21 protein-coding genes are annotated in these 22,844 nt (G+C 42.7%); 9 read left to right on the forward strand and 12 right to left on the reverse strand.

Features of this window, described 5'->3' with window-relative positions; genetic code table 11:
* Positions 1–210: 210 nt before the first annotated feature.
* The 3 genes from ggt to ACOQON_RS12960 are packed head-to-tail and all read left to right on the forward strand — an operon-like array spanning position 211 to position 4,413.
* On the forward strand, positions 211–1,929 hold the full coding sequence (ggt, locus tag ACOQON_RS12950) for a gamma-glutamyltransferase (protein ID WP_420575840.1): 1,719 nt from the start codon (positions 211–213) through the stop codon (positions 1,927–1,929).
* A gap of 11 nt (positions 1,930–1,940) precedes the next feature.
* Entirely contained in the window at positions 1,941–4,253 is a 2,313-nt protein-coding gene (locus tag ACOQON_RS12955; RefSeq protein ID WP_420575841.1) for a GH92 family glycosyl hydrolase, read from the forward strand.
* Between the two features lies 1 nt (position 4,254).
* Entirely contained in the window at positions 4,255–4,413 is a 159-nt protein-coding gene (locus ACOQON_RS12960) for a hypothetical protein (protein ID WP_420575842.1), read from the forward strand.
* Positions 4,414–4,419: 6 nt separating this feature from the next.
* Here ACOQON_RS12960 and ACOQON_RS12965 read toward each other — a convergent pair whose 3' ends face one another.
* The 5 genes from ACOQON_RS12965 to aat form a co-directional block, all read right to left on the reverse strand.
* Positions 4,420–5,331 carry an ROK family protein gene (locus ACOQON_RS12965; RefSeq protein WP_420575843.1) on the reverse strand — a complete coding sequence of 304 codons (912 nt, stop codon included), beginning with the start codon at positions 5,329–5,331 and terminating at the stop codon, positions 4,420–4,422.
* A 212-nt stretch (positions 5,332–5,543) separates the two neighbouring features.
* The gene (locus tag ACOQON_RS12970) at positions 5,544–6,797 is read right to left on the reverse strand and encodes a sugar MFS transporter (RefSeq protein WP_420575844.1); all 1,254 of its coding nucleotides are present in this window, start codon (positions 6,795–6,797) and stop codon (positions 5,544–5,546) included.
* Entirely contained in the window at positions 6,790–7,770 is a 981-nt protein-coding gene (locus ACOQON_RS12975) for an isoaspartyl peptidase/L-asparaginase family protein (RefSeq protein ID WP_420575845.1), read from the reverse strand. The genes ACOQON_RS12970 and ACOQON_RS12975 overlap by 8 nt, the downstream gene beginning before the upstream one ends.
* Before the next feature lie 137 nt (positions 7,771–7,907).
* The gene (locus tag ACOQON_RS12980) at positions 7,908–10,811 is read right to left on the reverse strand and encodes a GH92 family glycosyl hydrolase (protein WP_420575846.1); all 2,904 of its coding nucleotides are present in this window, start codon (positions 10,809–10,811) and stop codon (positions 7,908–7,910) included.
* Positions 10,812–10,856: 45 nt separating this feature from the next.
* Positions 10,857–11,492: a leucyl/phenylalanyl-tRNA--protein transferase gene (gene aat / locus ACOQON_RS12985; RefSeq protein WP_420575847.1), complete on the reverse strand. Its 636-nt coding sequence runs from the start codon at positions 11,490–11,492 to the stop codon at positions 10,857–10,859.
* A gap of 223 nt (positions 11,493–11,715) precedes the next feature.
* Here aat and ACOQON_RS12990 point away from each other — a divergent pair, with 223 nt between their 5' ends.
* On the forward strand, positions 11,716–12,969 hold the full coding sequence (locus ACOQON_RS12990; RefSeq protein WP_420575848.1) for a serine hydrolase domain-containing protein: 1,254 nt from the start codon (positions 11,716–11,718) through the stop codon (positions 12,967–12,969).
* A gap of 3 nt (positions 12,970–12,972) precedes the next feature.
* Here the strand turns inward: ACOQON_RS12990 and ACOQON_RS12995 are convergent, their stop codons facing one another.
* Genes ACOQON_RS12995 through ACOQON_RS13010 form a run of 4 tightly spaced genes read right to left on the reverse strand, consistent with a single transcriptional unit; the run spans position 12,973 to position 16,864 of the window.
* Positions 12,973–13,734, reverse strand: a complete 762-nt coding sequence (locus ACOQON_RS12995) for an ABC transporter substrate-binding protein (RefSeq protein WP_420575849.1) — start codon at positions 13,732–13,734, stop codon at positions 12,973–12,975.
* Entirely contained in the window at positions 13,724–14,173 is a 450-nt protein-coding gene (locus tag ACOQON_RS13000; RefSeq protein WP_420575850.1) for a hypothetical protein, read from the reverse strand. The genes ACOQON_RS12995 and ACOQON_RS13000 overlap by 11 nt, the downstream gene beginning before the upstream one ends.
* A gap of 1 nt (position 14,174) precedes the next feature.
* A complete protein-coding gene (locus tag ACOQON_RS13005) occupies positions 14,175–15,242 on the reverse strand; it encodes a M42 family metallopeptidase (protein WP_420575851.1) in 1,068 nt (355 codons plus the stop codon).
* Between the two features lie 38 nt (positions 15,243–15,280).
* The gene (locus ACOQON_RS13010) at positions 15,281–16,864 is read right to left on the reverse strand and encodes an acyl-CoA carboxylase subunit beta (protein WP_420575852.1); all 1,584 of its coding nucleotides are present in this window, start codon (positions 16,862–16,864) and stop codon (positions 15,281–15,283) included.
* A 34-nt stretch (positions 16,865–16,898) separates the two neighbouring features.
* Between ACOQON_RS13010 and ACOQON_RS13015 the strand changes: the two genes are divergently transcribed.
* From ACOQON_RS13015 to ACOQON_RS13035, 5 genes are all read left to right on the forward strand, one after another.
* Entirely contained in the window at positions 16,899–17,927 is a 1,029-nt protein-coding gene (locus ACOQON_RS13015) for an exopolyphosphatase (protein ID WP_420575853.1), read from the forward strand.
* A gap of 58 nt (positions 17,928–17,985) precedes the next feature.
* Positions 17,986–19,671 carry a hypothetical protein gene (locus ACOQON_RS13020; RefSeq protein WP_420575854.1) on the forward strand — a complete coding sequence of 562 codons (1,686 nt, stop codon included), beginning with the start codon at positions 17,986–17,988 and terminating at the stop codon, positions 19,669–19,671.
* 9 nt (positions 19,672–19,680) lie between these two features.
* On the forward strand, positions 19,681–20,754 hold the full coding sequence (locus tag ACOQON_RS13025) for an Ldh family oxidoreductase (RefSeq protein ID WP_420575855.1): 1,074 nt from the start codon (positions 19,681–19,683) through the stop codon (positions 20,752–20,754).
* Between the two features lie 11 nt (positions 20,755–20,765).
* On the forward strand, positions 20,766–21,284 hold the full coding sequence (locus ACOQON_RS13030) for a hypothetical protein (RefSeq protein ID WP_420575856.1): 519 nt from the start codon (positions 20,766–20,768) through the stop codon (positions 21,282–21,284).
* 112 nt (positions 21,285–21,396) lie between these two features.
* Positions 21,397–21,753 (forward strand): SiaC family regulatory phosphoprotein, encoded by a 357-nt coding sequence (locus ACOQON_RS13035; protein WP_420575857.1) that lies wholly within the window; start codon positions 21,397–21,399, stop codon positions 21,751–21,753.
* On the opposite strand, the gene ACOQON_RS13040 is transcribed toward ACOQON_RS13035, so the two are convergent.
* The 3 genes from ACOQON_RS13040 to ACOQON_RS13050 all read right to left on the reverse strand — a co-directional run bounded on the left by ACOQON_RS13040 (position 21,750) and on the right by ACOQON_RS13050 (position 22,837).
* A complete protein-coding gene (locus ACOQON_RS13040; protein ID WP_420575858.1) occupies positions 21,750–22,268 on the reverse strand; it encodes a hypothetical protein in 519 nt (172 codons plus the stop codon). The two genes, ACOQON_RS13035 and ACOQON_RS13040, sit on opposite strands and share 4 nt — an antisense overlap.
* Positions 22,265–22,570 carry an FtsB family cell division protein gene (locus ACOQON_RS13045; protein ID WP_420575859.1) on the reverse strand — a complete coding sequence of 102 codons (306 nt, stop codon included), beginning with the start codon at positions 22,568–22,570 and terminating at the stop codon, positions 22,265–22,267. The genes ACOQON_RS13040 and ACOQON_RS13045 overlap by 4 nt, the downstream gene beginning before the upstream one ends.
* 72 nt (positions 22,571–22,642) lie before the next feature.
* Positions 22,643–22,837, reverse strand: coding sequence for a hypothetical protein (locus ACOQON_RS13050; RefSeq protein WP_420575860.1), 195 nt, complete (start codon positions 22,835–22,837; stop codon positions 22,643–22,645).
* Positions 22,838–22,844 lie beyond the last annotated feature (7 nt).

Raw genomic sequence — 22,844 nt, forward strand, 5'->3', positions numbered from 1 at the left:
GATTAATAAGCTATTTTTTCTTAGGGCTGTTGAAGATAGTCATTCGACCCGTAACAACAAAATTTTTTCATTCAGGAATAGGTTAATCCAATGAATTGCTAAGCCCTGAATACTACCCACTTATAAATCTCACTTCCTGCTTTCACTTACAACGAATCTGCAATGGTATTTTTTTCTGGTTTCATCGTTGATTAGCTTTCTCATCTGAATATGAGAAAAAAATTATACCTCCGGTACTTAAAATACTCTTTGCTCCTCTTTCTGTTTGTAGCATGTAAGTCTCAACCTGCATATCAGCCAATTTCTTCGGAGGTTGGTCCACTTGGTGAGAATGCAATGATTTCCACCGCTCATCCTCTGGCAACAAAAATCGGTTTGGATGTCTTGAAGAATGGAGGAAATGCTTTTGATGCTGCTTTGGCTGTAAAATTTACACTTGCGGTTGTCTTTCCTCGTGCAGGAAATATCGGCGGTGGTGGATTTGCTGTGTACCGAATGAATGATGGAAGTATTGGAGCACTGGATTTCCGTGAAAAAGCACCAGCTGCATCAAAAAGAACCATGTATCAGGATGAAAATGGTAATGTTATCAATGGCATCAGCACCATTGGACATATGGCCGCAGGTATTCCGGGTTCTGTTGATGGTATCCTTAAGCTGCATGAAACATATGGAACTAAGCCCTTGATAGAGTTGATCCAACCGGCCATTGAGCTGGCCTACTATGGATATACGATTACTCAGGATCAAGCGGATGAGTATAATGAGAAGCGTGAAGCTTTTATTGAAGTAAATGGAGCTGATTTTTTCCTGGTGAAAGATCGGCCGTGGATAGCAGGAGATACAATCAAATTCACTGAATTAGCTGGCACCCTAACTCAAATCAGAGACCGGGGAAGAGAAGGCTTCTACGGCGGGATCGTTGCAGACCAGATCGTCAAAGAAATGCAAAGAGGTGGTGGATTGATTACTGAAGAAGACCTTAAAAATTATAGCTCTAAGTGGCGGGATCCAGTGACAGGAACATATCGCGGACATAAAGTCATCTCCATGCCTCCTCCCTCCAGTGGTGGTGTCGCACTTTTGCAACTGCTTCAGGGAGCCGAACAATATGATATTCAAAAAATGGGACACAACACCGCAGAGACCATCCACCTGATGACAGAACTAGAGCGGAGGGTTTACGCCGATAGAGCCACCCACCTTGGAGATCCTGATTTTTATGAGGTCCCGGTTGATATGTTACTTTCTCCTGAGTACAATAGAGAACGATTCTCCACGATTTCACTAAAAAAGAAGACAGACTCCCAGGAAATTAAGGAAGGCGAGGTAGAGGTTATTGAGAGCGTGGAGACCACTCATTTTTCCATCGTAGATCCGTATGGAAATGCGGTCTCGCTTACCACCACACTTAATTCGTTTTTTGGATGTAAGGTATATGTGAAAGGAGCTGGCTTCTTCCTTAACAATGAAATGGATGACTTCAGCTCCAAGCCCGGAGTGGCCAATCAGTTTGGACTGGTAGGCGGAGAAGCCAATGCCATCCAAGCAGAGAAACGCATGCTAAGCAGTATGACTCCAACCATCGTGGAAAAAGACGGAAAACTTAAAATGGTAGTAGGTACACCCGGTGGAGCCACGATCATTACTTCAAATTTTCAAGCCATTATGAATGTGATCGACCATGGAATGGGAATGCAGGATGCGGTGAATGCTACTCGTACACACAATCAATGGCTGCCGGATCGAATCCTGATTGAAGAGCGTCCACTAGACCCGAGGGTCGCTCAAAAGCTCGAAAAAATGGGACATGAAATTGAGCTGAGACAATCAATGGGAAGAATGGACTGCATTCTCGTACGAGAGGATGGTATGCTGGAGGGCGGTGCGGATTATACAAGGGGTGATAACTATGCAGAGGGCTTCTAACAAGAAAAGAAATGAAAAACCTATCCTATCTATTTCTTGTGACCATCCTGCTGAATGTTGGTCAAAGTTGTACCGTGAAACCAGCCCCGGAAGCAGGGAAAGACTTCACCCAGTTCGTTAACCCTTTTGTGGGAACCAGTAAGATGGGGCATACTTTCCCGGGTGCCACCGCTCCATTCGGGATGGTGCAACTAAGTCCACAAACCAATTTCGAGGTGATGTTTGATGCAGATGGAAGCTATAACAAAGAAACGTATGAGTATTGCGCAGGCTATCAGTACCGAGACTCTACGATTATTGGTTTCGCCCATACCAACTTCAGCGGAACAGGTCATTCGGATTTGGGTGATTTTCTCGTGATGCCTACGACTGGTGATCTGGTGCTTGATCCTTTGAAAACTGCTGACAGCACAAAAGGCTTTTATTCGCTTTTCTCACATGAAAGTGAATCGGCCTCACCCGGTTACTACAGCGTAGATCTGGATAGTTATGATATTAAGGCAGAACTCACCGCCAGTGAGCGGGTTGGCTTTCACCAATATACCTTTCCTGAAAGTGAGGGTGCACATATCATTCTGGATCTGGTGTATAATGTTTATCACCACGACAATAAAAATGTCTGGACTTTTATCCGCGTGGAGAACGATTCGTTGGTGACAGGCTACCGACAAACCAAAGGATGGGCACGGACAAAGAAAGTCTTCTTCGCCATGCAATTCTCCAAGCCATTCAAAAGCTACGGACACAAAAAATATGACGATATAACATACGATGGATTCTATCGTCGCTTTGATCAGGAGGAGAACTTTCCGGAGATGGCTGGCAAAGAACTGCGTGCCTACTTCAATTTTGATACCAGGGAAGGTGAACAAATCAAGATCAAGTTTGCATTGTCCCCGGTGAGCACAGCGGGAGCCATGCTCAACCTGAAAACGGAGATTCCTCACTGGGATTTTGATCAGGTCAGAAACGAAACGCAACAGAAATGGAACGATGAGCTTTCGAAAGTAGATGTGGAAACCATCACTGAAAAAGACAAACGAACGTTCTACACAGCACTCTATCACACCATGCTCAGCCCAATTCTGTACGAGGATGTGGATGGGCAATACCGCGGACTCGATCAGAACATCCATACTTCCGAGGACTTCACTAATTATTCCATCTTCTCGTTGTGGGACACCTATCGAGCACTGCATCCGCTTTTCAATATTTTGCAACCTAGCAGAAACAACGACATGATCAAATCGATGCTTGCACATCATGACGAGAGCGTGCATCACATGCTGCCGATCTGGAGTCATTATGCCAATGAAAACTGGTGCATGATTGGCTATCACGCCACATCGGTCATTGCTGACGCCATGGCTAAAGGTGTTGGTGATTTTGACGTGAAGCGTGCATTGCAGGCTTCTGTAAATACCGCGAATGTCAGATACTTTGATGGTCTGGGTGATTACATCGATTACCAATATGTGCCGGATGACAAGAGCCATTCATCTGTCTCGAAAACGCTGGAACTGGCTTACAACGACTGGTGTATTGCGCAAATGGCCAAGCAGGTTGGAGATAGCCAAACCGAACAGGAATTCCTAGAACGATCCGAATATTTTAATAATGTCTATGACGCACGCATTGGCTACATGCGTCCCAAACTTTCAGATGGCACATTTCGATCAAACTTCGATCCGCTGGATACACATGGACAAGGGTTCATTGAGGGAAATGCGTGGAATTATGGATTATACGTTCCGCACCAGTTGAAGAAAATGGTGGAAATGATGGGAGGAAACGAACGACTCACGGAGCATCTCGATTCGCTTTTCACCATGGAGATTGATGATAAATACATTGAGAAACATGAAGATATTACGCGTGATGGCATCATCGGGAATTATGTGCATGGCAATGAACCGGGACACCATATTCCTTACCTGTACAACTGGACGGGGCATCCCGAAAAAAACCAGGAACGAGTGCGCATGATCATGAATACGATGTATGGCCCCTCTGAAACAGGTCTTTGCGGCAATGACGATGCAGGCCAGATGAGCGCCTGGTACATTTTTAGCAGTTTAGGTTTCTATCCGGTTACGCCGGGTTCGAGTCAATATGCTTTGGGAAGTCCGCTAGTGAAAGAAGCGAAGATCAAACTTGAAAATGGCAAAACACTCACCATAAAAGCGCAGAATCAAAGCGCGGAAAATGTCTATGTGAAAAGAGTGTTGGTGAATGGTAAGGAATTAGAAGGCTTGCTACTTGACCACCAGGACATTGTGAATGGAGGGGAGATTATATTTGAAATGACTAACGAATCAGAATAAAATGAAAACGAACACCTTGATCTACATTATTAGCCTGATCTTTATCGGCGTGTCTATCTACATGGTGCTTGAAGGAGGCTCTAACCGAAATACAACGATAGCGGGAGGACTGGCACTTGTTGGCTTTGTGCTCAATATTGTAAGCTTCAGTAGAAAATAATCAGTGCTACATCACCAACGCTGTACTCCCCAGCACCGCCGCATCATTCAGTGGTAGACCGGATTTCAATATTTTGATCTTGTTACGATAGAGGTTGTGGACATTCGTTTCCAGCGTTTCTTTCAATGCGGGGAAAAACAAGTCACTCGACTGAGCTATGCCTCCAAAAAATATGATCGCTTCCGGGCTGGTGTAAGTCGCTGCATCTGCAAGTTTCAATCCCAGCCATTCTCCGGTTTTTCTGAAAGTCTCTATAGCATTCGGATCGCCCGCCTGTGCTTTTGCTGCAATGTCCTGAGGGGTATTTACTTTATCATCCGCTAGTTCATGATACGTTTCCAGCAATCCGCGGATGGAAACATACGCCTCCAGGCACCCTTTGCGACCACAGGTGCAATTGCGTCCATCCGGCACCACAATGGCATGCCCCAGTTCCCCGGCAAATCCATCGTGTCCATAGATCACATTTCCTCCTGCCACGATTCCGCTACCCAGTCCTGTCCCGAGTGTGATCAAAATGAAGTCATCAAAGTCTTTAGCTACTCCAAATTGTTTTTCACCGATGGCAGCTGCATTGGCATCATTCGTTAGGACAGATCTTATCCCTAGCTTATTTTCTAAATAAGGAGCCACTTCATGCACATCCTTCCAGGGCATATTAGGAGCATACTCAATCGTGCCTCGATAAAAATTTCCATTTGGTGCTCCGATTCCGATCCCACTTATTTCTACCTGATGCTTTTCAGAAAGCTCTGTAATCGCATCAGCCATCGCATCCAGAAAAGGCTCAATCGGGCCGCTGGCATAATCTTGAATTAGGATGATGGATCGATCTACAATCTTGCCTGCTTTAGAAACCAGCCCGACCGTCGTACTCGTACCGCCAATGTCAATACCGATGTAGTGTTTTATGTTCATTTAGAAAAAAAAGTGTTAACAGACTACTAAATCCCCTCCTTGGAGGGGTTTGGGGTGGGTTTTAGATTGTTCTTATCAAGATCATTCAAAATGATTTTTTTTCTTAAACCCACCTCTTGCTCTCCTCCCGAGAGGAGATTTTTTGATATCATTTTGAATGAAATTGCACTTATATTCACTGGTCTCCTATTGAGTTAAACTTGTCAAATGGCCTAATGCTTATATCCTTTCCATCCGTACCAGGCAATGTAAACAAAGCACACAATGGTGATCAGAAAGGAATGATGCAATCCAACCGAACTGTCAGCAATCAACCCCTGCAAAGGAGGGAGCAGTGCTCCACCCACAATAGCGGCTACCAAAATACCCGACCCTTTGCTTGTCTGTGGTCCCAGGTCAGCAATCGCCAGGGTAAAAATGTTGCTCCACATGATCGAAAGGAAAAGACCTGTTCCAATGAGTAACCACATGGCCAGGTATCCGCCTGAGAGGTTAAACCCGATCATCAGCAGCACACAAACCACCGCTGACATTGTCAATAGACGTTGACTGTTGATGAATTTTAAAATCCAGGATCCAAGTAATCTTCCAACCATCAAACCTCCCCAGTAAAAAGGCAGGTACCTAGCTCCTACTTCACGAAATTTAGCGATCTGATCATCCGTATCCGTCAAGCCAACAATATAACTTTGATATTCGGCCAGGTTAGGAAATATATTTTCACTAAGGTAAATCACAAGGAAAGACGCAATGGTCACCTCGGCACCTACATAAAGAAAGATGGCCACCGCACCTTTGACCAGGTGTGGTCGTTTCCAAATGCTGATATCAACTTCATGTTCAGTTCTTTCGGTGGTTTCAACTACCTCCGGTAGCTTCAGAAAACGAAAAACGATCGCCAGTATAAGGAGTAATCCGCCTAATACGAGATAAGGTACCTGCACAGCTTGCGCCTGATCTTCGGGCGCTAACCCTTCCAGTCCACGCAGAATAAAATAACTACCTGCCAGAGGCGCAATGACTTTTGCCACACTATTGAACCCTTGAGCAAGATTCAGCCGGTTGGAAGCTTTTGATGGCTCTCCTAATCTAGCCACATACGGATTGGCTGCCACTTGCAACAACGTCACTCCTGAGGCAAGAATAAAAATCGCACCGAGAAAAAGTGGATAGGAGATCACCACAGAAGCGGGGTAAAACAGCCAACTCCCAATTGCCATCACCACTAGTCCCACAATGATTCCTTTGTGATAACCGATTTTGTTTAGCAACCAGGATGAAGGCAAACTGACGCAGAAAAAGGCGATAAAAAAGGCAAACTGTACAAGAGCAGCTTGAAAGTTATTAAGAGAAAAAAGTCCCTTCAAATATGGAATCAGTGCCCCGTCGAGCTCGGTGAGGAAACCCCATGTGAAAAATAACAAGAGCATGTAGAACATGGATGCTCCATAGGATTGCTTATTCATTGATGTATGATTTGGCGTCTATCAATTCGTTTTTACCATTGACCATCTCGGCGTAATTGAAGCCGGGATGAATCGCATAAGCTCCGGTATTCCCGGCAATATCCATCGCCAGGTATCCTACCTGGAACGATTTGTAATCAAGCTTATCTACAATCCGCTGGATTGCCTCTTCGCAGGCCTCCTGCACATTCGCACCTTGCCGGATTAGCTCCACCACCAGAAAAGAGCCTAATGTTTTCATCATCAACTCACCCATACCGGTAGCTACAGCCGCTCCATAATCATTGTCAACAAAAAGACCCGCTCCAATAATTGGTGAGTCTCCCACTCTACCATGCATCTTATACGCCAGTCCGCTAGTGGTACAGGAACCGGAAAGGTTTCCGTTGGCATCCTGGCAAATCATCCCGATCGTGTCGTGATTTTCTACATTGATCACCGGTTCGTAATTCGACGTTTTGACCCATTCTTCCCAGGCCTTTCTGGAGTTTTCCGTTAGCAGGTTTTCTTCAGCAAACCCCTGAGCAAGTGCAAATCTTTTCGCCCCTTCCCCAGCGAGCATCACATGAGGCGTTTCTTCCATGACCTTTCGCGCCACGGCTATCGGGTGTTTGATGCTTTGCAGAAAGCACACCGAGCCGGCATTGCCTTCATTATCCATGATGCAAGCATCAAGGGTCACGTTCCCATCCCGATCAGGTGCTCCACCTATTCCTACAGATGTTCCGGTAGGATCAGCTTCTACGACCATCACCCCTTTCTCTGCACCATCAAGTGCTGAGCCCCCATCTTGCATCACGCGCATCGCCACTTCATTGGCTGGAAGACCGTGGTTCCATGTGCTGAGTGCTTTAGGGGTAGTCGATCGCTCTAATACAGTTGGCTTCTTGTCATCAGCACAGGCTGTGCCTGCCAATCCCAATGCAGCAGATGCTGCGAGTGAATTTTTTATGAATTTCCTTCTTGAGCTCATGTTGTTGGGTTTTTAAAGCTTAGTGATTGTCCCCTTGAGGGGACGACAGGGGTGTTTGTTAAAAAATCAAACACCCACCTAACCTCCCTCAAGGGAGGAATTGATCCAGAACTTAATGTTATACTCTCCGACACTGATTAATTGATTACTATTTCGTCAGCGAATATCCAGGCTTTATCACCTGCTCCTTTATGATCAGGTGGGCATATACCTCGATTCTTTGCTATGACTTTAACATATCTTCCACTAATTGATTTATTGATTCCGAAATCTTTCAGGATGGCTCCTTTCTCCAGGTAAGGGATATCATTTTCCACGCGTCCAACCTGTCTAAACGCTTCACCATCATTGGAAACCCAGAACTGAACTTCCGTTGGCATAAATATCCATGCGTTTTCATCCTGAAGAAAGCCGATCTTTACTGTATTAAAATTCCTGACACTTCCCAGGTCTACAATGGCTTCCAGATCCACCTGATGGTATCCCTGCCAGGCACCCGTTCGGAAATCTTTACCTCCCCGGATAAAATCAATCAGCGCCATACCTCCCCCCGCCGTGTAGTGATTGGCATACTCTGTTCCTAGCGTAATGTTTCGCTTCTCCGGAATCTTGTAAAACTCACTCTTCGCGCGCAAACTTTGCTTTCCGTCTTTTTCAGCCCACACAAATAAATCAGTAGATTCATTAATCTCAAACGGAGCTTCATACTTGATTCCTCCCCCATTTTCTGTAAAGCTGTAATAGATCTCTGCACCCTTAGTTGGAGTGGACAGGGTAATCGTTGTTGACTCCAGAAAAGCATGATCACCGGTTTCGAGCGCGGGTATCGATACAATTTCTGACTCAATCTTCGATTTGGGACGATGCTCTTTAGCTTTCCAAAATTCGGAAGGCTGATCGCTCAAGAAAAATGTCATCTTTCCGCCTTGCATGATATCATCATGAGTGAGATAAGAAAAAGGATGGCTTGAGCCATTTAGCTCAATAGATTCCACATACACATTTTCTGGTCCATTATCTTTCGCTTCCACCACAAACTGCTTCCCGTTTTCAAGATTAAGTGTCACTCTATCAAACCATGGACTGCCAATGATATAATCCACACTTCCGGGTGTCACCGGGTAGAATCCCATTGCACTCATCACCAGCCAGGAAGACATCTGTCCGCAATCTTCATTGCCGGAAAGTCCATCAGGCTGATCAGAGTAAAGCTCTTCCATGATTTGACGTACAAGTTGTTGCGTTTTGTCAGGACGACCCACAAAATTGTAGAGGTACGAAATGTGATGACTAGGTTCATTTCCATGCGCATACTGTCCAATCAGCCCGGTAATGTCAGCTTGCACCCGGCCGGAAGTTTCCGATTCGGCTGAAAAGAGTTCATCCAATTTTTGCTCGGCAGCTTCATCTCCACCTAATAGATCTATCCAGGTTTCCACGTCCTGCGGCACGTAGTAGCTGTATTGCCACGAGTTTGCCTCGGTGTAGTGGACGTTCACCTCCGCTGGTTCAAAAGGGAAAAACCATCGGTTGTTGTTTCTCGCACGCATAAACCCGGTCGATGAATCAAATACATTTTTGTAGTACTGTGCTCGCTCATAGTAATTTGCAGCTATTTCGGACTCACTCATTTGATCGGCCATCTCAGCGATCGTCCAATCATCATAGGCATATTCTAATGTTTTAGAAACACTTTCTGCTTCCAGATCGGAAGGAATAAACCCTTGATTTCGAAAATGATCAATACCCAACCGATCCTGCATAGAGCTATGAATCATGGCTTCCAATGCCAACTCTTCATCAAATCCTCTGATCCCTTTTACATAGGCATCTGCAATGGTCGGAACCGCATGATAACCGATCATGCAGTTGGTATAGTTGCCGGCCAATTCCCACATCGGAAGACGACCGCCATGCTGGTATTGCTTCAGGAAAGTTCGGATAAAATCAGTCGTTCGTTCACGTTCCAGGATTGTATAAAGCGGATGTGTGCTGCGGTAGGTATCCCAAAGAGAAAAGACAGTGTGATTGGTGAAAGTAGTATCCAGATGCACTTTTAAATCCGTGCTCCGATACCTCCCATCTACATCATGGTAGAGGTTTGGGGCGATCATTGTATGATAGAATGCCGTATAGAAAATTCGCTGTTGCTTATCGTTTCCACCTTCAACCATGATTTTATTCAGCTGTTTCTCCCAGGATTGTCGTGCTTCCTGGCGCGCTTTTTCAAAATCCCAATATTGGATTTCAGCCTCCAGATTTTTACTGGCTCCTTCTTCATCCACTGCTGAAATGGCGGTCTTCACTTTCAGTTGTGGTCCTTCTCCAAATGACAAAGCAGCCTTCACCCCATTAGCAGTTCCACCGTAAGTCATGGATTGAATCGGCTGATCAAAGATGATGCGGAAAAATACATATTGTTTTTCGGCCCAGGCTTTACTGTGACGGAAACCCGTGAGTTCGTAATCGTTTACCTGTTTGAGACTGGATGCCAACACATTATCCCGATGATCAAGATCAATGATCAGCTTGCGATCCTTTGAGCCATTGAATGTGTATTGATGAAACCCTACTCGTTCTGAAGCTGTGAGTTCAACCTTGATATTGTCTTTGGAAAGGTTAACAGAATAGTATCCGGGGGCTGCTTCTTCTGTTTCTTTTGAAAAGTGAGATCTATAGCCAAGTTTCCCGTCGGCTCCATTATGATAATAAGTTGTCCCCGTATACGGCATGATCAGTACATCTCCATAGTCAGAGATTCCTGTACCACTCAAATGAGTATGACTGAAACCATAAACAATCGAATCGGTATAATGATAACCCGAGCACCCATCCCAGCCGGTAAGTCGTGTATCCGGACTTAGCTGTACCATTCCAAACGGCATAGTTGCTCCGGGAAACGTGTGTCCATGTCCACCTGTCCCGATAAAAGGATCAACATATTCGAAGGGTGCTTTTGTGGCTTGATCAGAGCAGGAAAAAAGGAAAATTAAAGCTAAAAGACTGAAAAGAGTCTTTCTGGTCAGGTTTTGATTTTTCATACTGACCGGAAATTAATGAAAAATGCAGAGTGCTATGGATAAATATTATTTCAAATAATTCAAAAACCCCTCTCGAAGTATCTCCTCTGCGCCCATGGTTTCCATGTGCTTTGAGTGCACCTGACAATCAAATAGCTTCCCTCCTTCTTGTTGGAATTTTTGAATGAAATGAATCAGTGCCAACTTAGACGCATTGGCTTCTTTAGAGAACATAGACTCGCCACTGAAAATATTTCCGGTCCGAACGCCATACATTCCACCCACCAATTCATCCCCCTTCCATACTTCTACTGACTCAGCGAAACCCATATCGTGCAATCGGATATAAGCCAATTCCATTTCCTCTGTAATCCATGTCCCCTGCTGTCCGGCACGAGGCATTTGTTTGCATTGATGAATGACTCTTTCAAAAGTCTGATTGTATGTGATAGAAAATTTATCACTATTCAACACTCGTTTCATCGAGCGAGAGATATGAAGTTTATCAGGAAATAGCACAAAACGAGGATCGGGACTCCACCAGATAATTGGATCACCCTTGGTGTACCATGGAAATATTCCAGATTGATAAGCGATAATCAATCGCTCTGGGAGCAGGTCACCACCCACAGCTACAATTCCATCTTCAGCACCTTCAACAGGAGGAAAAATCAGATCATCTGTGAGTTGGTAAATGGGCATATTTGAATGATGTCTCAGTCTTTGGCTTTAAAATTGCTCAATGCAAGATTCACCTTAACAATCTATCCTACTGAAAAATATATGTATTATCCTGCTTTTTACCTTAACTATCACAGGACTCTATTCACAGAATTCAGTTGAAATTCGAAAGCAACAGGTTGAGAATGGACTCACATCAAACCTAAGATTCAATGATGAGAAACCATGGAATATTGAAGAAAGAATGGCTCATTACAAAGTACCCGGTGTAACAATTGCTGTTATCAAAGACTATGCGCTTGATTGGGCAGACGCATATGGGGTGTTGAATCAGAAAACAGAAGAAAAAGTGACTCCATCTACTGCTTTTCAAGCTGCTTCTATTAGCAAAACCATCAATGCCATTGGAGTATTAAAATGGGCGCTAGAAAATAACATTGACATCAAAACAGATGTGAATAAGTATTTAAAATCATGGAAGCTTGAAAGTGAGGATACAGTAACAATTTATGACTTGCTGACCCATACTGCTGGACTTTCTGTTCATGGATTTCCTGGATACACCGATGATAGTGATTTACCTGGCACAGTACAAATACTCAATGGTCAAAAACCTGCTAATAACAATAGAATTGAGCCGCTATTTGCACCAAGAGAAAAATTCAAATATTCCGGTGGAGGAACCACCATTATCCAACTGCTGCTTGAGGATAATGCAGGAGATTATGCAGCATACATGTCAAAAGCCATCTTCACTACATTGGAAATGGAGCGATCGTTCTATCCCACCAATTTCAAAGACCTTGTAAGCATGAGTCACGACCACAAAGGAAAAACAAGAAAAAATGGATATAATGTTTACCCGGAACTTGGAGCTGCTGCACTTTGGACAACTCCAACCGATTTAGCCAAACTCATTATCGAACTGCAATTGTCTTTGGAAGGTAAATCAGAAAAAATATTAACTCAACAAACTGTGCAACTACTTACTACCCCATGGATGGAGGGACAAACCAATGCACTGGGAACATTTATTGATAGTGAAGGAGAAATCAAATACTTCCAACACTCAGGAGGAAATGAAGGATTCAACTGCCTGTATTATGCCAGTATGGAAAAAGGACATGGAGCTGTTGTTATGATCAATGCCGAAAAGTTTGATCTCATCCATGAAATCATGCGGGGTATTGCTGAAACATATGGTTGGAGTACTTACTTACCCACCATTGTTGAACGAGCAGATGCGCCTACGAAGGATGAGCTAAAAAGCTATGAAGGAACGTATCGATCGGTGGATGCTAAAGATAAAACCGTAGAAGTATTCTTAAAAAAAGGTAACCTCTTTGTGGAACAAAAAAAGCGTTGGAGGTCTGAATTGATGCCTCAAGGTAATAACGTTTTCATTACAAAAACCATACAACCTGCAGCTACAGTCACTTTCGAGGATGATAAGATTATAATCAAGCAGGGAGAAGAGTATGTGTGGATAAAAGAGTAGTATTTAAGAGTTGTTCCACTTTCTTAGTCGACTTCCATACCAACTATACAACTCACCGTCAACTAGTTCGCACGCTGCGTCTTCCCAATACTCCCGTGCCTCAGCTAAATGCTCTTCTTTAAAAGGAAATGGCTCGGAACTAAAAAGGATTTTATCAGGATTTAATTCGGTGATTTGCTCCGTGGTTAACTCAGGATAGCGGTCCTTAGTGACCAGATTTTCATATCCCAAATGATTGAGCAAATGATCAATGAAGGTGTTTTTTCCTGCTGCCATCCAGGGTTTGTTCCAGATCAGGTAGATAACTTTTCCTGATTTGGTTCCTTTTACACTTTCGGTAGCTTCACGGCATTCACGAATGATGTTGCCAGCACTGCCTTCCAAATCACAGATGCGACCAATAGCCGTCATCATTTCAAATGCGTCACCGAAGGTATAAATGTCACTCATCCAGACCGGAAATTCTTTTTCCAGCTTCTCGATACCATATTTATAGTTTTCCTCTTTGTTGCCAATAATCAAGTCCGGTTGTAGCTCCCGGATTTTCTCAAAGCGGAAATTCTTAGTCCCTCCAATAATTGGAATATCCTTCAATTGGTCTTTAGGATGGACGCAAAACTTTGTCCGTCCAACCACAGACGCTCCAATATCCAATAAAAATTCCGTTTGTGAAGGTACCAGAGAAACAACGCGTTTAGGTGGATAGGGAAATTTTACTTCCCTATCCATCATATCTTCTATCCTTCTGGTTTGATCAGTGACCATGCCCGGCATGCGATCCTTCCATTCGAGAAAGCAGCTCCTGCATATTATCCCTATTGGCTTCTAACGAAGCTTTTATTTCCGGCACTTTGCTGTCTACCAGGAAATAGGTTTTGAGTGAATCGACCTTCTCCCCACCAATGAAAGTAGCTTGAAATAATTCCTCACTAGACTTGTTTACAATGAGTTGAAACTGGTGCTCATCAGTGATTCTGCTTTCAATGAGAGAAAACTTTAGCACATTCCCATCTCGTTTCAAATCATAAAGAAGAAACTCATCAATTCCGCTTAAGTAGCTTATTGCTTTATCTTCTCCCAGCCACAATTCCATATAGTCACCACTCTCAGCATAGGTATACCACTTCCCTTTTACAGAAGTCGTCTCCTTTGTATTACAGCTAATTAAAAGAACAAGTAAACCAAGGATTAGAGCGTTTCTCATTTTACTTAAAATAGGTGAAATCCTGGCCGTCTTTGACCTGAATAACTGTTTCGTAAATGAGCTTAATTACATTTTCAACATCCTCCTTATGTACGGTCTCTACGGTCGTGTGCATGTACTTCAATGGAAGTGAAATCAATGCAGAAGCAACTCCAATGTCAGAGTAAGCAAATGCATCCGTATCGGTACCAGTGGTTCGGGAAGCTGCCATTCGTTGAAATGGTATTTTCTTTTTCTCAGCTACTTTAATGATCATATCACGCACGTTATTTTGCACCGCAGGACCATATGTTATAGCCGGACCTTTGCCTGCCGTCATATCTCCACTCGTGATCTTGTCATACATTGGAGACTGAGTATCGTGGGTTACATCTGTAACAATCGCAAGGTTAGGTTTGATCCGTCTGGAGACCATTTCTGCACCTTTAAGGCCAATTTCTTCTTGAACAGAGTTTACTACATAAAGTCCGAAAGGCAACTTCATTTTGTTTTCAGATATTCTTCTAACCACCTCAGCGATCATAAAACCACCGGCACGATTATCCAGTGCTCTTCCAACAAAGTACTTCTCATTCATTTCGAATAGCTCATCCTGAAAAGTAGCAACGGTACCTACATGGATACCCATTTTCTCTACCTCCTCTTTTGACTCTGCTCCCACATCAATGCAGATATTTTTTAAAGTTGGGTTATCCTCCTTTTCTTTTCTCACATGGATCGCCGGCCAGCCAAAAACACCTTTTACGATTCCTTTATTCGTATGAAGATTTACCCGCATGGATGGTGCTATCTGATGATCGGAACCACCATTTCTTACAACATAGATATACCCTTTATCTGTAATATAATTTACAAACCAGCTGATTTCATCCGCATGTGCTTCTATCACTACCTTGTATTCAGCTTCAGGGTTTACCACACCGTACACACTGCCATAGGTATCTACAACATAGTCATCTACATAGGGTTTGATGTAATCCAACCATATTTTTTGTCCCTCCTGCTCAAAACCCGTAGGAGATGCGTTATTGAGGTATTTGAAAAGGAAATCTCTGCTTTTCTGATCCATATTGTAATTGTCAATTATTTAATTCTCTATTCTCAATTTTACAGCGGAATATTTCCGTGTTTCTTTCTCGGTAGCTTATCTACTTTATTCTCCAGCATTTTAAATGCATGAATGAGTTTGGTTCGGGTGTTATGTGGCATAATCACCTCATCCACAAAGCCTCGAGCTGCCGCTATGTACGGATTAGCAAACTTCTCCGTATACTCATTGATTTTTTCCTGAAGCTTGGCATTTGGATCATCTGCTTTCTGAATTTCTTTTCTGAAGATGATCTCAGATGCTCCCTGAGCTCCCATTACCGCAATTTCTGCTGTAGGCCAGGCATAGTTCATATCAGAACCAATATGCTTGGAGTTCATCACGTCATAGGCTCCTCCATATGCTTTCCTTGTGATAACAGAAATCCTTGGAACAGTTGCCTCACTGAATGCATAAAGAAGTTTCGCTCCATTGGTTATGATCCCATTCCACTCCTGATCCGTTCCAGGTAAGAATCCGGGAACATCCACCAAAACAAGCAGTGGAACATTGAAGCTATCGCAAAACCTCACAAACCTTCCACCTTTTGTACTTGATTGAATATCCAATACACCAGCCATGCTCATAGGCTGGTTGGCTACAATACCAATACTTCTTCCGGCAAGTCTTGCAAAGCCACAAATGATGTTTTCAGCAAAATCCTTATGCACTTCTAAAAAACTATCCGAATCAATGATCCCGTTGATGACATCATGCATGTCATACGGTTGGTTAGGGTTGTCCGGAAGAATATCATCAAGTTGGTTCCTGGTTTCATCACCTATTTCATAATCAACCCTTGGTGGTTCTTCCTCACAGTTGGAAGGAATGTAGCTCATGAGCTGTTTAATCTGACGAATACATTCCGCTTCATTAGCGCAAGCAAAGTGAGTCACCCCACTTTTGGAAGCATGTGCCTGCGCTCCACCTAATTCTTCGCTCGTTACATCCTCCTGAGTAACTGTCTTTACCACATTCGGTCCGGTTACAAACATGTAGCTACTCTGCTCCACCATAAAGATGAAATCCGTAATGGCTGGTGAGTATACTGCTCCTCCTGCGCACGGACCAAGGATCGCTGAGATCTGTGGTACTACACCAGACGCCAGTGTATTTCTGTAAAAAATATCTGCATATCCACCCAACGAAACCACTCCTTCCTGAATTCTTGCACCACCGGAATCATTCAGCCCAATCACAGGAGCCCCATTCTTCATCGCCATATCCATGATCTTTACAATCTTTTCAGCAAACGTTTCCGAAAGAGATCCTCCAAAAACAGTGAAATCCTGACTGAAGACATAGGTGAGACGGCCATCAATAGTACCATAACCGGTAACGACTCCATCTCCTAAAACCTTTTGCTTATCCATCCCGAAATCAGTAGCACGATGTGTAACGAATTTGCCTATTTCCTCGAATGACCCCTCATCCAGCAGCAGGTCTATTCGTTCACGAGCCGTCAGTTTGCCCTTTTCATGTTGCTTGGCTATCCGATCCTCTCCCCCTCCTTTCAGGGCTTCTTCATTCATGGATTCCAATCGCTCAATTTTTTCAGCGATGGTTTGTATGTTCGTTGCGGTTTTTGGTTTCTCTGTGCTCATATTCCTATTGAAAACGCCAAAGATAAGGTGAGCAATGGACAATGAGAATTCAGCAATTATCTATCGGGGAATTCTAAAAACACTCAAATCCATTTTGCTATATTGCGGCCTGTTTATGAAGGTCGCAGTTATTGATTTAGGTACAAATACGTTTCATCTACTCATTGCCAGAGTAGAGCAGGACTCGCATGCAATTCTTCTTCGTGAGCGTAAAGCTGTAAAAATTGGAGAGAAGGGGATCAATAAAGGTGAAATAACAAAGGCTGCATGGAAACGAGCACTTCAGGCATTAAATGAGTTCAAGAGTATCATAGACGAGCATCAGATTGATCAGGTTTTTGCGACAGCAACGAGTGCTATTCGCAATGCAAGCAATGGACAAGACCTGGTGGAAGAAATCTATAAACAGACAGAAATTGAAATAGAAGTGATATCCGGTACCAGGGAAGCTGAGCTTATACACCTTGGCGCCAGTAAAGCCCTCAATTTTGGATCTGAGAAGAATTTAATCATGGATATAGGCGGTGGAAGCATCGAGTTCATCATCGCTGACTCGTCTAAGACATATTGGCTGAGGAGCTTCGAGGTGGGAGGTCAACGGCTTGTGGAGAAGTTTCACCGAACAGATCCTATCTCTCAAGATGAAATCGCTGACCTGCATGCTTTTTTTGATCAGGAATTAAAACCACTAATCGCCGCTTGTGAGGAATTTAAACCCGTGACTCTGGTGGGCTGCTCGGGCACATTTGATACGCTTAGTGATATTTATTGTGAAGAAACCGGCCAAGAACGAAACCCTAACGAAACGGAGTATCCATTTGGCAAAGATGCTTTCAGAGACATTTTTAATGAGCTGATTAGCAAAAACAGAGAACAACGCCTTTCTATCCCCGGGATGATTGAAATGCGAGTGGATATGATTGTAGTGGCTTGCGTGCTTGTTGATTACATCGTCACAAAACTTGACCTGAAGAACATACGGGTTTCTGCTTATGCTCTAAAGGAGGGCATCCTTTATAATGTACTAGATAAGTTGCAAGCTGAAATAAATACCTCTAACTAGGTATTGGCAAACAGTCACTTCTTTTTAACTTTTACACTTTATCAACCTAACTCCTATTATGAAGTCTTTTTTTGCAGCGTCTTTACTTATTATATCCTATTGTGGTTATGCTCAAAGTACTGAGTTTGAAAGCATCGTCACAGAAATTAAAGCAAACTTACTTGAAGTTCAAACCGGTGATGAAACCTACACTCATGAACTAGAATCATTGGGCCACTCTGTTCTTAAGTACACATTGATAGAGGTAGACAAAAAAGGGGACCGAGAGGAGCTTGTCTATGAATTCAATGTAGCAGACTTAGACCCCTATGTTGTTAGGGAGGAAACAAAAAATGATATCATATATCTGAGCCTGACTGTAGATAACGGTCAAAAATTTATCAAGGAATACGAAAATGGTGAAGCCAAAGGATATGAAGAAAATATGCTAATGGTGACCAAGAATATTGACAATGCCAGAATTCTAAAAGATCTAATTAAAAAAGCCATCCCATTGGCAGAGGAGATCATGAAGAATAAGCTAAAAGTGAAGACTTACCAGGAGATGGAAGACTGGCTGGAGGAACATGTGGTGAATGCCGAGAGCGGTGGCGACAGCTACAACCAAAAACTGGTTGCGTTAGAAGACTTTCCCGCTAATTTTCGACTCATTCAAACAGAGATCACATCAAAGTCTTCCGAAGAAAAGCAATATATCTTCAACCTGGCAGACATTAACATTAATAGTCTGAAATTCAACATTTCCGGGTCAAATTTTTCGCTTGACTTTGAAACAAACCGAAAGCAAAAAGTCATTAAGGTTTTGGAGAATGGTGTTCCGGCTGGATTTGATGATGAAATTGAAATTTTCACCAACAATGTAGAGGAAGCTAGAGACTTAAAAAATATTCTTACACTCGCTGTTCCACTTGCAAAGGACAAAGTGGAAGGCTCTATACAAAAATTTGAATCTCTTCAACCGGCGCTTGATTATCTGGGGCAATTTGTCAAGAACATTGATTACGGTGATGATTCATTTGAGCAATCTGTAACTGGTGACTGTCTGATGAAATTTTCCAGAGTTGAATCCGATCCTAAATCAACAGAAAAACTTATCGCCGAATTCAACCTGATTGACATCAACGGTAACCTCATTGACTATGATGTTTCGTCAGACAAAATGTATGTTGAATTCACTACGAAGGAGTCATTGGATCTTTTAAAGGTTTATGAAAACGATGAGTTCGATGGCTATGATGACGAGCTAAAAATCTATACCGAGAATGTTGAAGTTGCCAGAAGAATAAAGGCGGTTTTGGAAGATTTAATAAAAATATGCGAACGTGATTACATTGACCCTTTCACTGAAATGACGCTTGACCAAAAAGTGATCTGGCTAACCGAAAACATGGGAGAAGTCCGAATTGACGATGAGACCATAACCCAAACATTTGAGCGCATTGATAATTCTGACCCTGACAAAATCAAACTCACGAAACTGGAAGTGGACTCAAAAGGCAGCCAGGAAGAAATTTTCGAATTCAACTTCACAGACCTGAACCCAAAAAGTATCCAATATGATATCGGAAGCAAAACACTAGCGATATCATTCGAAACCAAATTCAAGGAAGATATCATCAAGTATTACAAAGACGGAGAAATCGAAAACTATCAGGACGGGTTTGAGCTTAGTATGACAGATATTGAGAAGGCAAGAAATGTAATTTTAGTTTTCAACCAGATCATAGCGGAGCTAAATGAGTAATTTCGCCGCATGATTTTTTCAGCGGAAGAACTTAAGCGATTTTCAAAAGAGATATTTTTAAGCATCGGTTGTCCTGAAGCAGAAGCACAGCAGGCAGCCGATGTTTTAGTTAGTGCCGATCTCAGAGGCGTAGATTCTCATGGAGTTGCGCGTTTGTCAGGATATATTCGTTTGCACGAAAAGAAGCGGCTTAATGCCACACCATCGATTAAAACCGCACACGAAACTCCCTCAACAGCAGTTGTTGATGGTGATTTAGGGCTTGGGTTAGTGGTTGGGCCACATGCAATGAAACTCGCCATTGATAAAGCAAAAAATGTAGGTTCAGGCTGGGTTTCTGTAAAAAACTCCAACCACTACGGTATCGCCGGATATCACGCCATGATGGCACTGGAAGAAGACTGCATTGGCATCTCACTCACGAATGCCAGTCCACTCGTTTCTCCTACTTTTTCCAAGGAACGATTGCTTGGCACAAATCCGATTTCTATTGCCATCCCAACCAAGAATCAACCTCCATTCGTGCTGGATATGGCTACTACCACCGCTGCAAATGGCAAGTTGGAAGTGTTGCAGCGAAAAGGACTTGATGCCCCCGAAGGCTGGCTGCAAGACAAAGAAGGTTATATTACAACCGATGCAAAAGGACTAATCAAAGGTGGTTCAATGCGCCCATTGGGTGGAGATCGAGAACATGGATCTCACAAAGGATACGCGCTCGGAGCAGTTGTAGATATTCTTTCCGCTGTGTTATCAGGGGCCAACTACGGCCCGTGGGTACCCCCTTTTGTGGCTTTTATCGACCCTGCCCCCAATCCGGTAGGCGAAGGTCTTGGCCATTTCTTTGGTGCCATGCGGATTGATGCTTTTCGTGATGGGGAAGAATTCAAATCACACATGGATAACTGGATTGAGCGATTTAGAGCATCTGAAACGGTAAACCCCGAAGAGAAAGTCCTGATCCCTGGTGATCCGGAGAGAGAAATGACTGAAGAGAGACTCAAAAATGGTATTGACTTACTTGATCCTGTGGTTGAAGACCTGGAAGAACTTGGCAAGAAGTTTGGAATAAAGCTGAACTAAATGCATCAACCATGCGACAGTTTTTATTCTTAGCATTTCTTTTCCAAGTATTTATTTTATTCTCTCAGCGAGTATCATTTAATGACCCTGACCTGAGTTTTAGCTTTAAAAAGCCTAGTAAATGGGAATTGGTAGATGATGGATTCAACATTTCAATGTACCCTAAAAAACCTGTTGAAGAAATTCAGCAAATCAACATAACCTATTTTGAAGCAGCCTCGGAAGAAAGTTTTGATACAGTTCCCTTAAATAAAATCATTGAGTTTAGGCAAGAACTGCTAGAGGTAAATAAGCCAGCTTATAAGTTAATCGGATCGATAAAGAAATCTGATCATAAGGATTCCGAATTATATACATGCACGTATTCCTTTAAGCTAGAAAAAAGAACAGCAATTAATAGAACCTTTTACTTCATGCGGTTTAATCAACGGTTTGAGTTAACCTGTTCAGCTTCAACTATTGAAACACTAAATGAAATGGATCAAGTAATCGAAAAAATAATTGATACCTTAGTTGTGAACATGAAGTAGCTCTTTGACTATTAATAAATGAAGTTCGACGAAGAAATAATAGCACTTAGCTAATCCTAAAAACTCATGAGTAGATAAAGTGTATAATCATTACACCCTAATACTTAATCACATGGATTATTTTCGAAAAGCCACCAGCACTTCGCCTGTGGTGATGATGGATTCAAAAACAAAATCAGCTCTTATTTCAGGCTCTTCCTTATGTCGTGACATCACAGTTTATGCGTCTGTGATCAAAGAAATGATCGAACAATTTGATAAGTTCGATTACAATGATTTGAATATCAAACTGGATGTTTTTAATACCATGGCAGCTAAGTCGTTGCTTGAACTACTAAAGTCCTTCAAGTTTAACAGCAAAGCACCTTCCATACATTGGTATTTTAATAATAAGGATGAGGAAATGAAGGAAATGGCGAATGACTACAGTGAATTGCTGGAAATGGAGTTTGATATATCGGATAACTAAAAGATCCCTATACCAACACCGGCACGTATTACCCAGGGGCTCCTGTAAGGCCGAGGAACCTCGCTCTCATCATAGAGTACATTGTAAAGTGCCATGACATTAAAAGATGCCTTTCCACCTAGCTGTTCAGAATATCCTGCTCCAAGCAGAAGGCTATTGAAAGAGCTTCGTTCTGTACGTTCTAAAGAAACTGGATATTCGAAGTTTAGCCTTTCAAATTCTCCATATGCGAAAAACTGTCTGGTGATATTGAAGCGATTGAAAACACTCCAACCATAGTTTGAAAATGTGAAGCTCGGCTGCTTGACTTTTACATATTGATATGTAATGCCCACACCTGCCGAGTAACGATCAGTGATCTTGTAACCTACCTGTGGAAAAACGCTGATATTGGTTTGATTGGAACTTGCACTGAAGCCTCCTCCGCCACCGAAGTAGATTTTGTCAGAAAGTTTGTCTTGACCATAAAGGCCAAAAGCAAGTACCAAAGAGAAGACTGTAATTAGCGATTTCATCGATCTTCTCTTACGACAATGAATAGATCTTCGTTTGGTTTTTTCATCAGGTATTTCTCACGCGCCATTTTTTCCAGAAGATCAGGATTGTGGTTCAATGCTGCCTGATCATTCTTTACCTGCATGATCTTATCCTGATAAAACTGTCTGGCCTCCTCCAATTCAGCTTTTTTATTGGATAGCTGCGTCTGCAAAAACAGGTCATTGCTATCCACGAAAGCCAGCCACACCACAAAAAAAAGTGTAGATAGGAAGTAAAAATTTTTAAAGAAAGAAGGAATACGATCTAACAACTGTTTCATCTGCTTTGAATTTAATGGGTGGTTTGTCTTTCAAAGCTTCAGCAGATAGCTGTACAAATGTAACGAGAAATACTAAGATTTAGATTTCATCATATCTATTCCGACCCAAATAAATATTCCCGCACTAACTATAAACGTAACTCCTATCACAAATTTGATTACATCATCACTGATGCTAAAGATTCGGTAAATATTAATAATCCCAGTAAAGGCCAGAACAACAGCAATGATCAGCCTTACCTTTTGTGATTTGGTGGTGGTATGCATGATTAAG

Origin of the sequence: Ekhidna sp. (assembly GCF_965221965.1) — a bacterium.
GTDB lineage: Bacteria > Bacteroidota > Bacteroidia > Cytophagales > Cyclobacteriaceae > Ekhidna.

Bases quoted from the DNA above. Each gene is read 5' to 3' on its own strand.
- ggt (WP_420575840.1), top strand. From the start codon at position 211: ATGAGAAAAAAATTATACCTCCGGTACTTAAAATACTCTTTGCTCCTC.
- ACOQON_RS12955 (WP_420575841.1), top strand. From the start codon at position 1,941: ATGAAAAACCTATCCTATCTATTTCTTGTGACCATCCTGCTGAATGTT.
- ACOQON_RS12960 (WP_420575842.1), top strand. From the start codon at position 4,255: ATGAAAACGAACACCTTGATCTACATTATTAGCCTGATCTTTATCGGC.
- ACOQON_RS12965 (WP_420575843.1), bottom strand. From the start codon at position 5,331: ATGAACATAAAACACTACATCGGTATTGACATTGGCGGTACGAGTACG.
- ACOQON_RS12970 (WP_420575844.1), bottom strand. From the start codon at position 6,797: ATGAATAAGCAATCCTATGGAGCATCCATGTTCTACATGCTCTTGTTA.
- ACOQON_RS12975 (WP_420575845.1), bottom strand. From the start codon at position 7,770: ATGAGCTCAAGAAGGAAATTCATAAAAAATTCACTCGCAGCATCTGCT.
- ACOQON_RS12980 (WP_420575846.1), bottom strand. From the start codon at position 10,811: ATGAAAAATCAAAACCTGACCAGAAAGACTCTTTTCAGTCTTTTAGCT.
- aat (WP_420575847.1), bottom strand. From the start codon at position 11,492: ATGCCCATTTACCAACTCACAGATGATCTGATTTTTCCTCCTGTTGAA.
- ACOQON_RS12990 (WP_420575848.1), top strand. From the start codon at position 11,716: ATGGCTCATTACAAAGTACCCGGTGTAACAATTGCTGTTATCAAAGAC.
- ACOQON_RS12995 (WP_420575849.1), bottom strand. From the start codon at position 13,734: ATGGTCACTGATCAAACCAGAAGGATAGAAGATATGATGGATAGGGAA.
- ACOQON_RS13000 (WP_420575850.1), bottom strand. From the start codon at position 14,173: ATGAGAAACGCTCTAATCCTTGGTTTACTTGTTCTTTTAATTAGCTGT.
- ACOQON_RS13005 (WP_420575851.1), bottom strand. From the start codon at position 15,242: ATGGATCAGAAAAGCAGAGATTTCCTTTTCAAATACCTCAATAACGCA.
- ACOQON_RS13010 (WP_420575852.1), bottom strand. From the start codon at position 16,864: ATGAGCACAGAGAAACCAAAAACCGCAACGAACATACAAACCATCGCT.
- ACOQON_RS13015 (WP_420575853.1), top strand. From the start codon at position 16,899: ATGGACAATGAGAATTCAGCAATTATCTATCGGGGAATTCTAAAAACA.
- ACOQON_RS13020 (WP_420575854.1), top strand. From the start codon at position 17,986: ATGAAGTCTTTTTTTGCAGCGTCTTTACTTATTATATCCTATTGTGGT.
- ACOQON_RS13025 (WP_420575855.1), top strand. From the start codon at position 19,681: ATGATTTTTTCAGCGGAAGAACTTAAGCGATTTTCAAAAGAGATATTT.
- ACOQON_RS13030 (WP_420575856.1), top strand. From the start codon at position 20,766: ATGCGACAGTTTTTATTCTTAGCATTTCTTTTCCAAGTATTTATTTTA.
- ACOQON_RS13035 (WP_420575857.1), top strand. From the start codon at position 21,397: ATGGATTATTTTCGAAAAGCCACCAGCACTTCGCCTGTGGTGATGATG.
- ACOQON_RS13040 (WP_420575858.1), bottom strand. From the start codon at position 22,268: ATGAAATCGCTAATTACAGTCTTCTCTTTGGTACTTGCTTTTGGCCTT.
- ACOQON_RS13045 (WP_420575859.1), bottom strand. From the start codon at position 22,570: ATGAAACAGTTGTTAGATCGTATTCCTTCTTTCTTTAAAAATTTTTAC.
- ACOQON_RS13050 (WP_420575860.1), bottom strand. From the start codon at position 22,837: ATGCATACCACCACCAAATCACAAAAGGTAAGGCTGATCATTGCTGTT.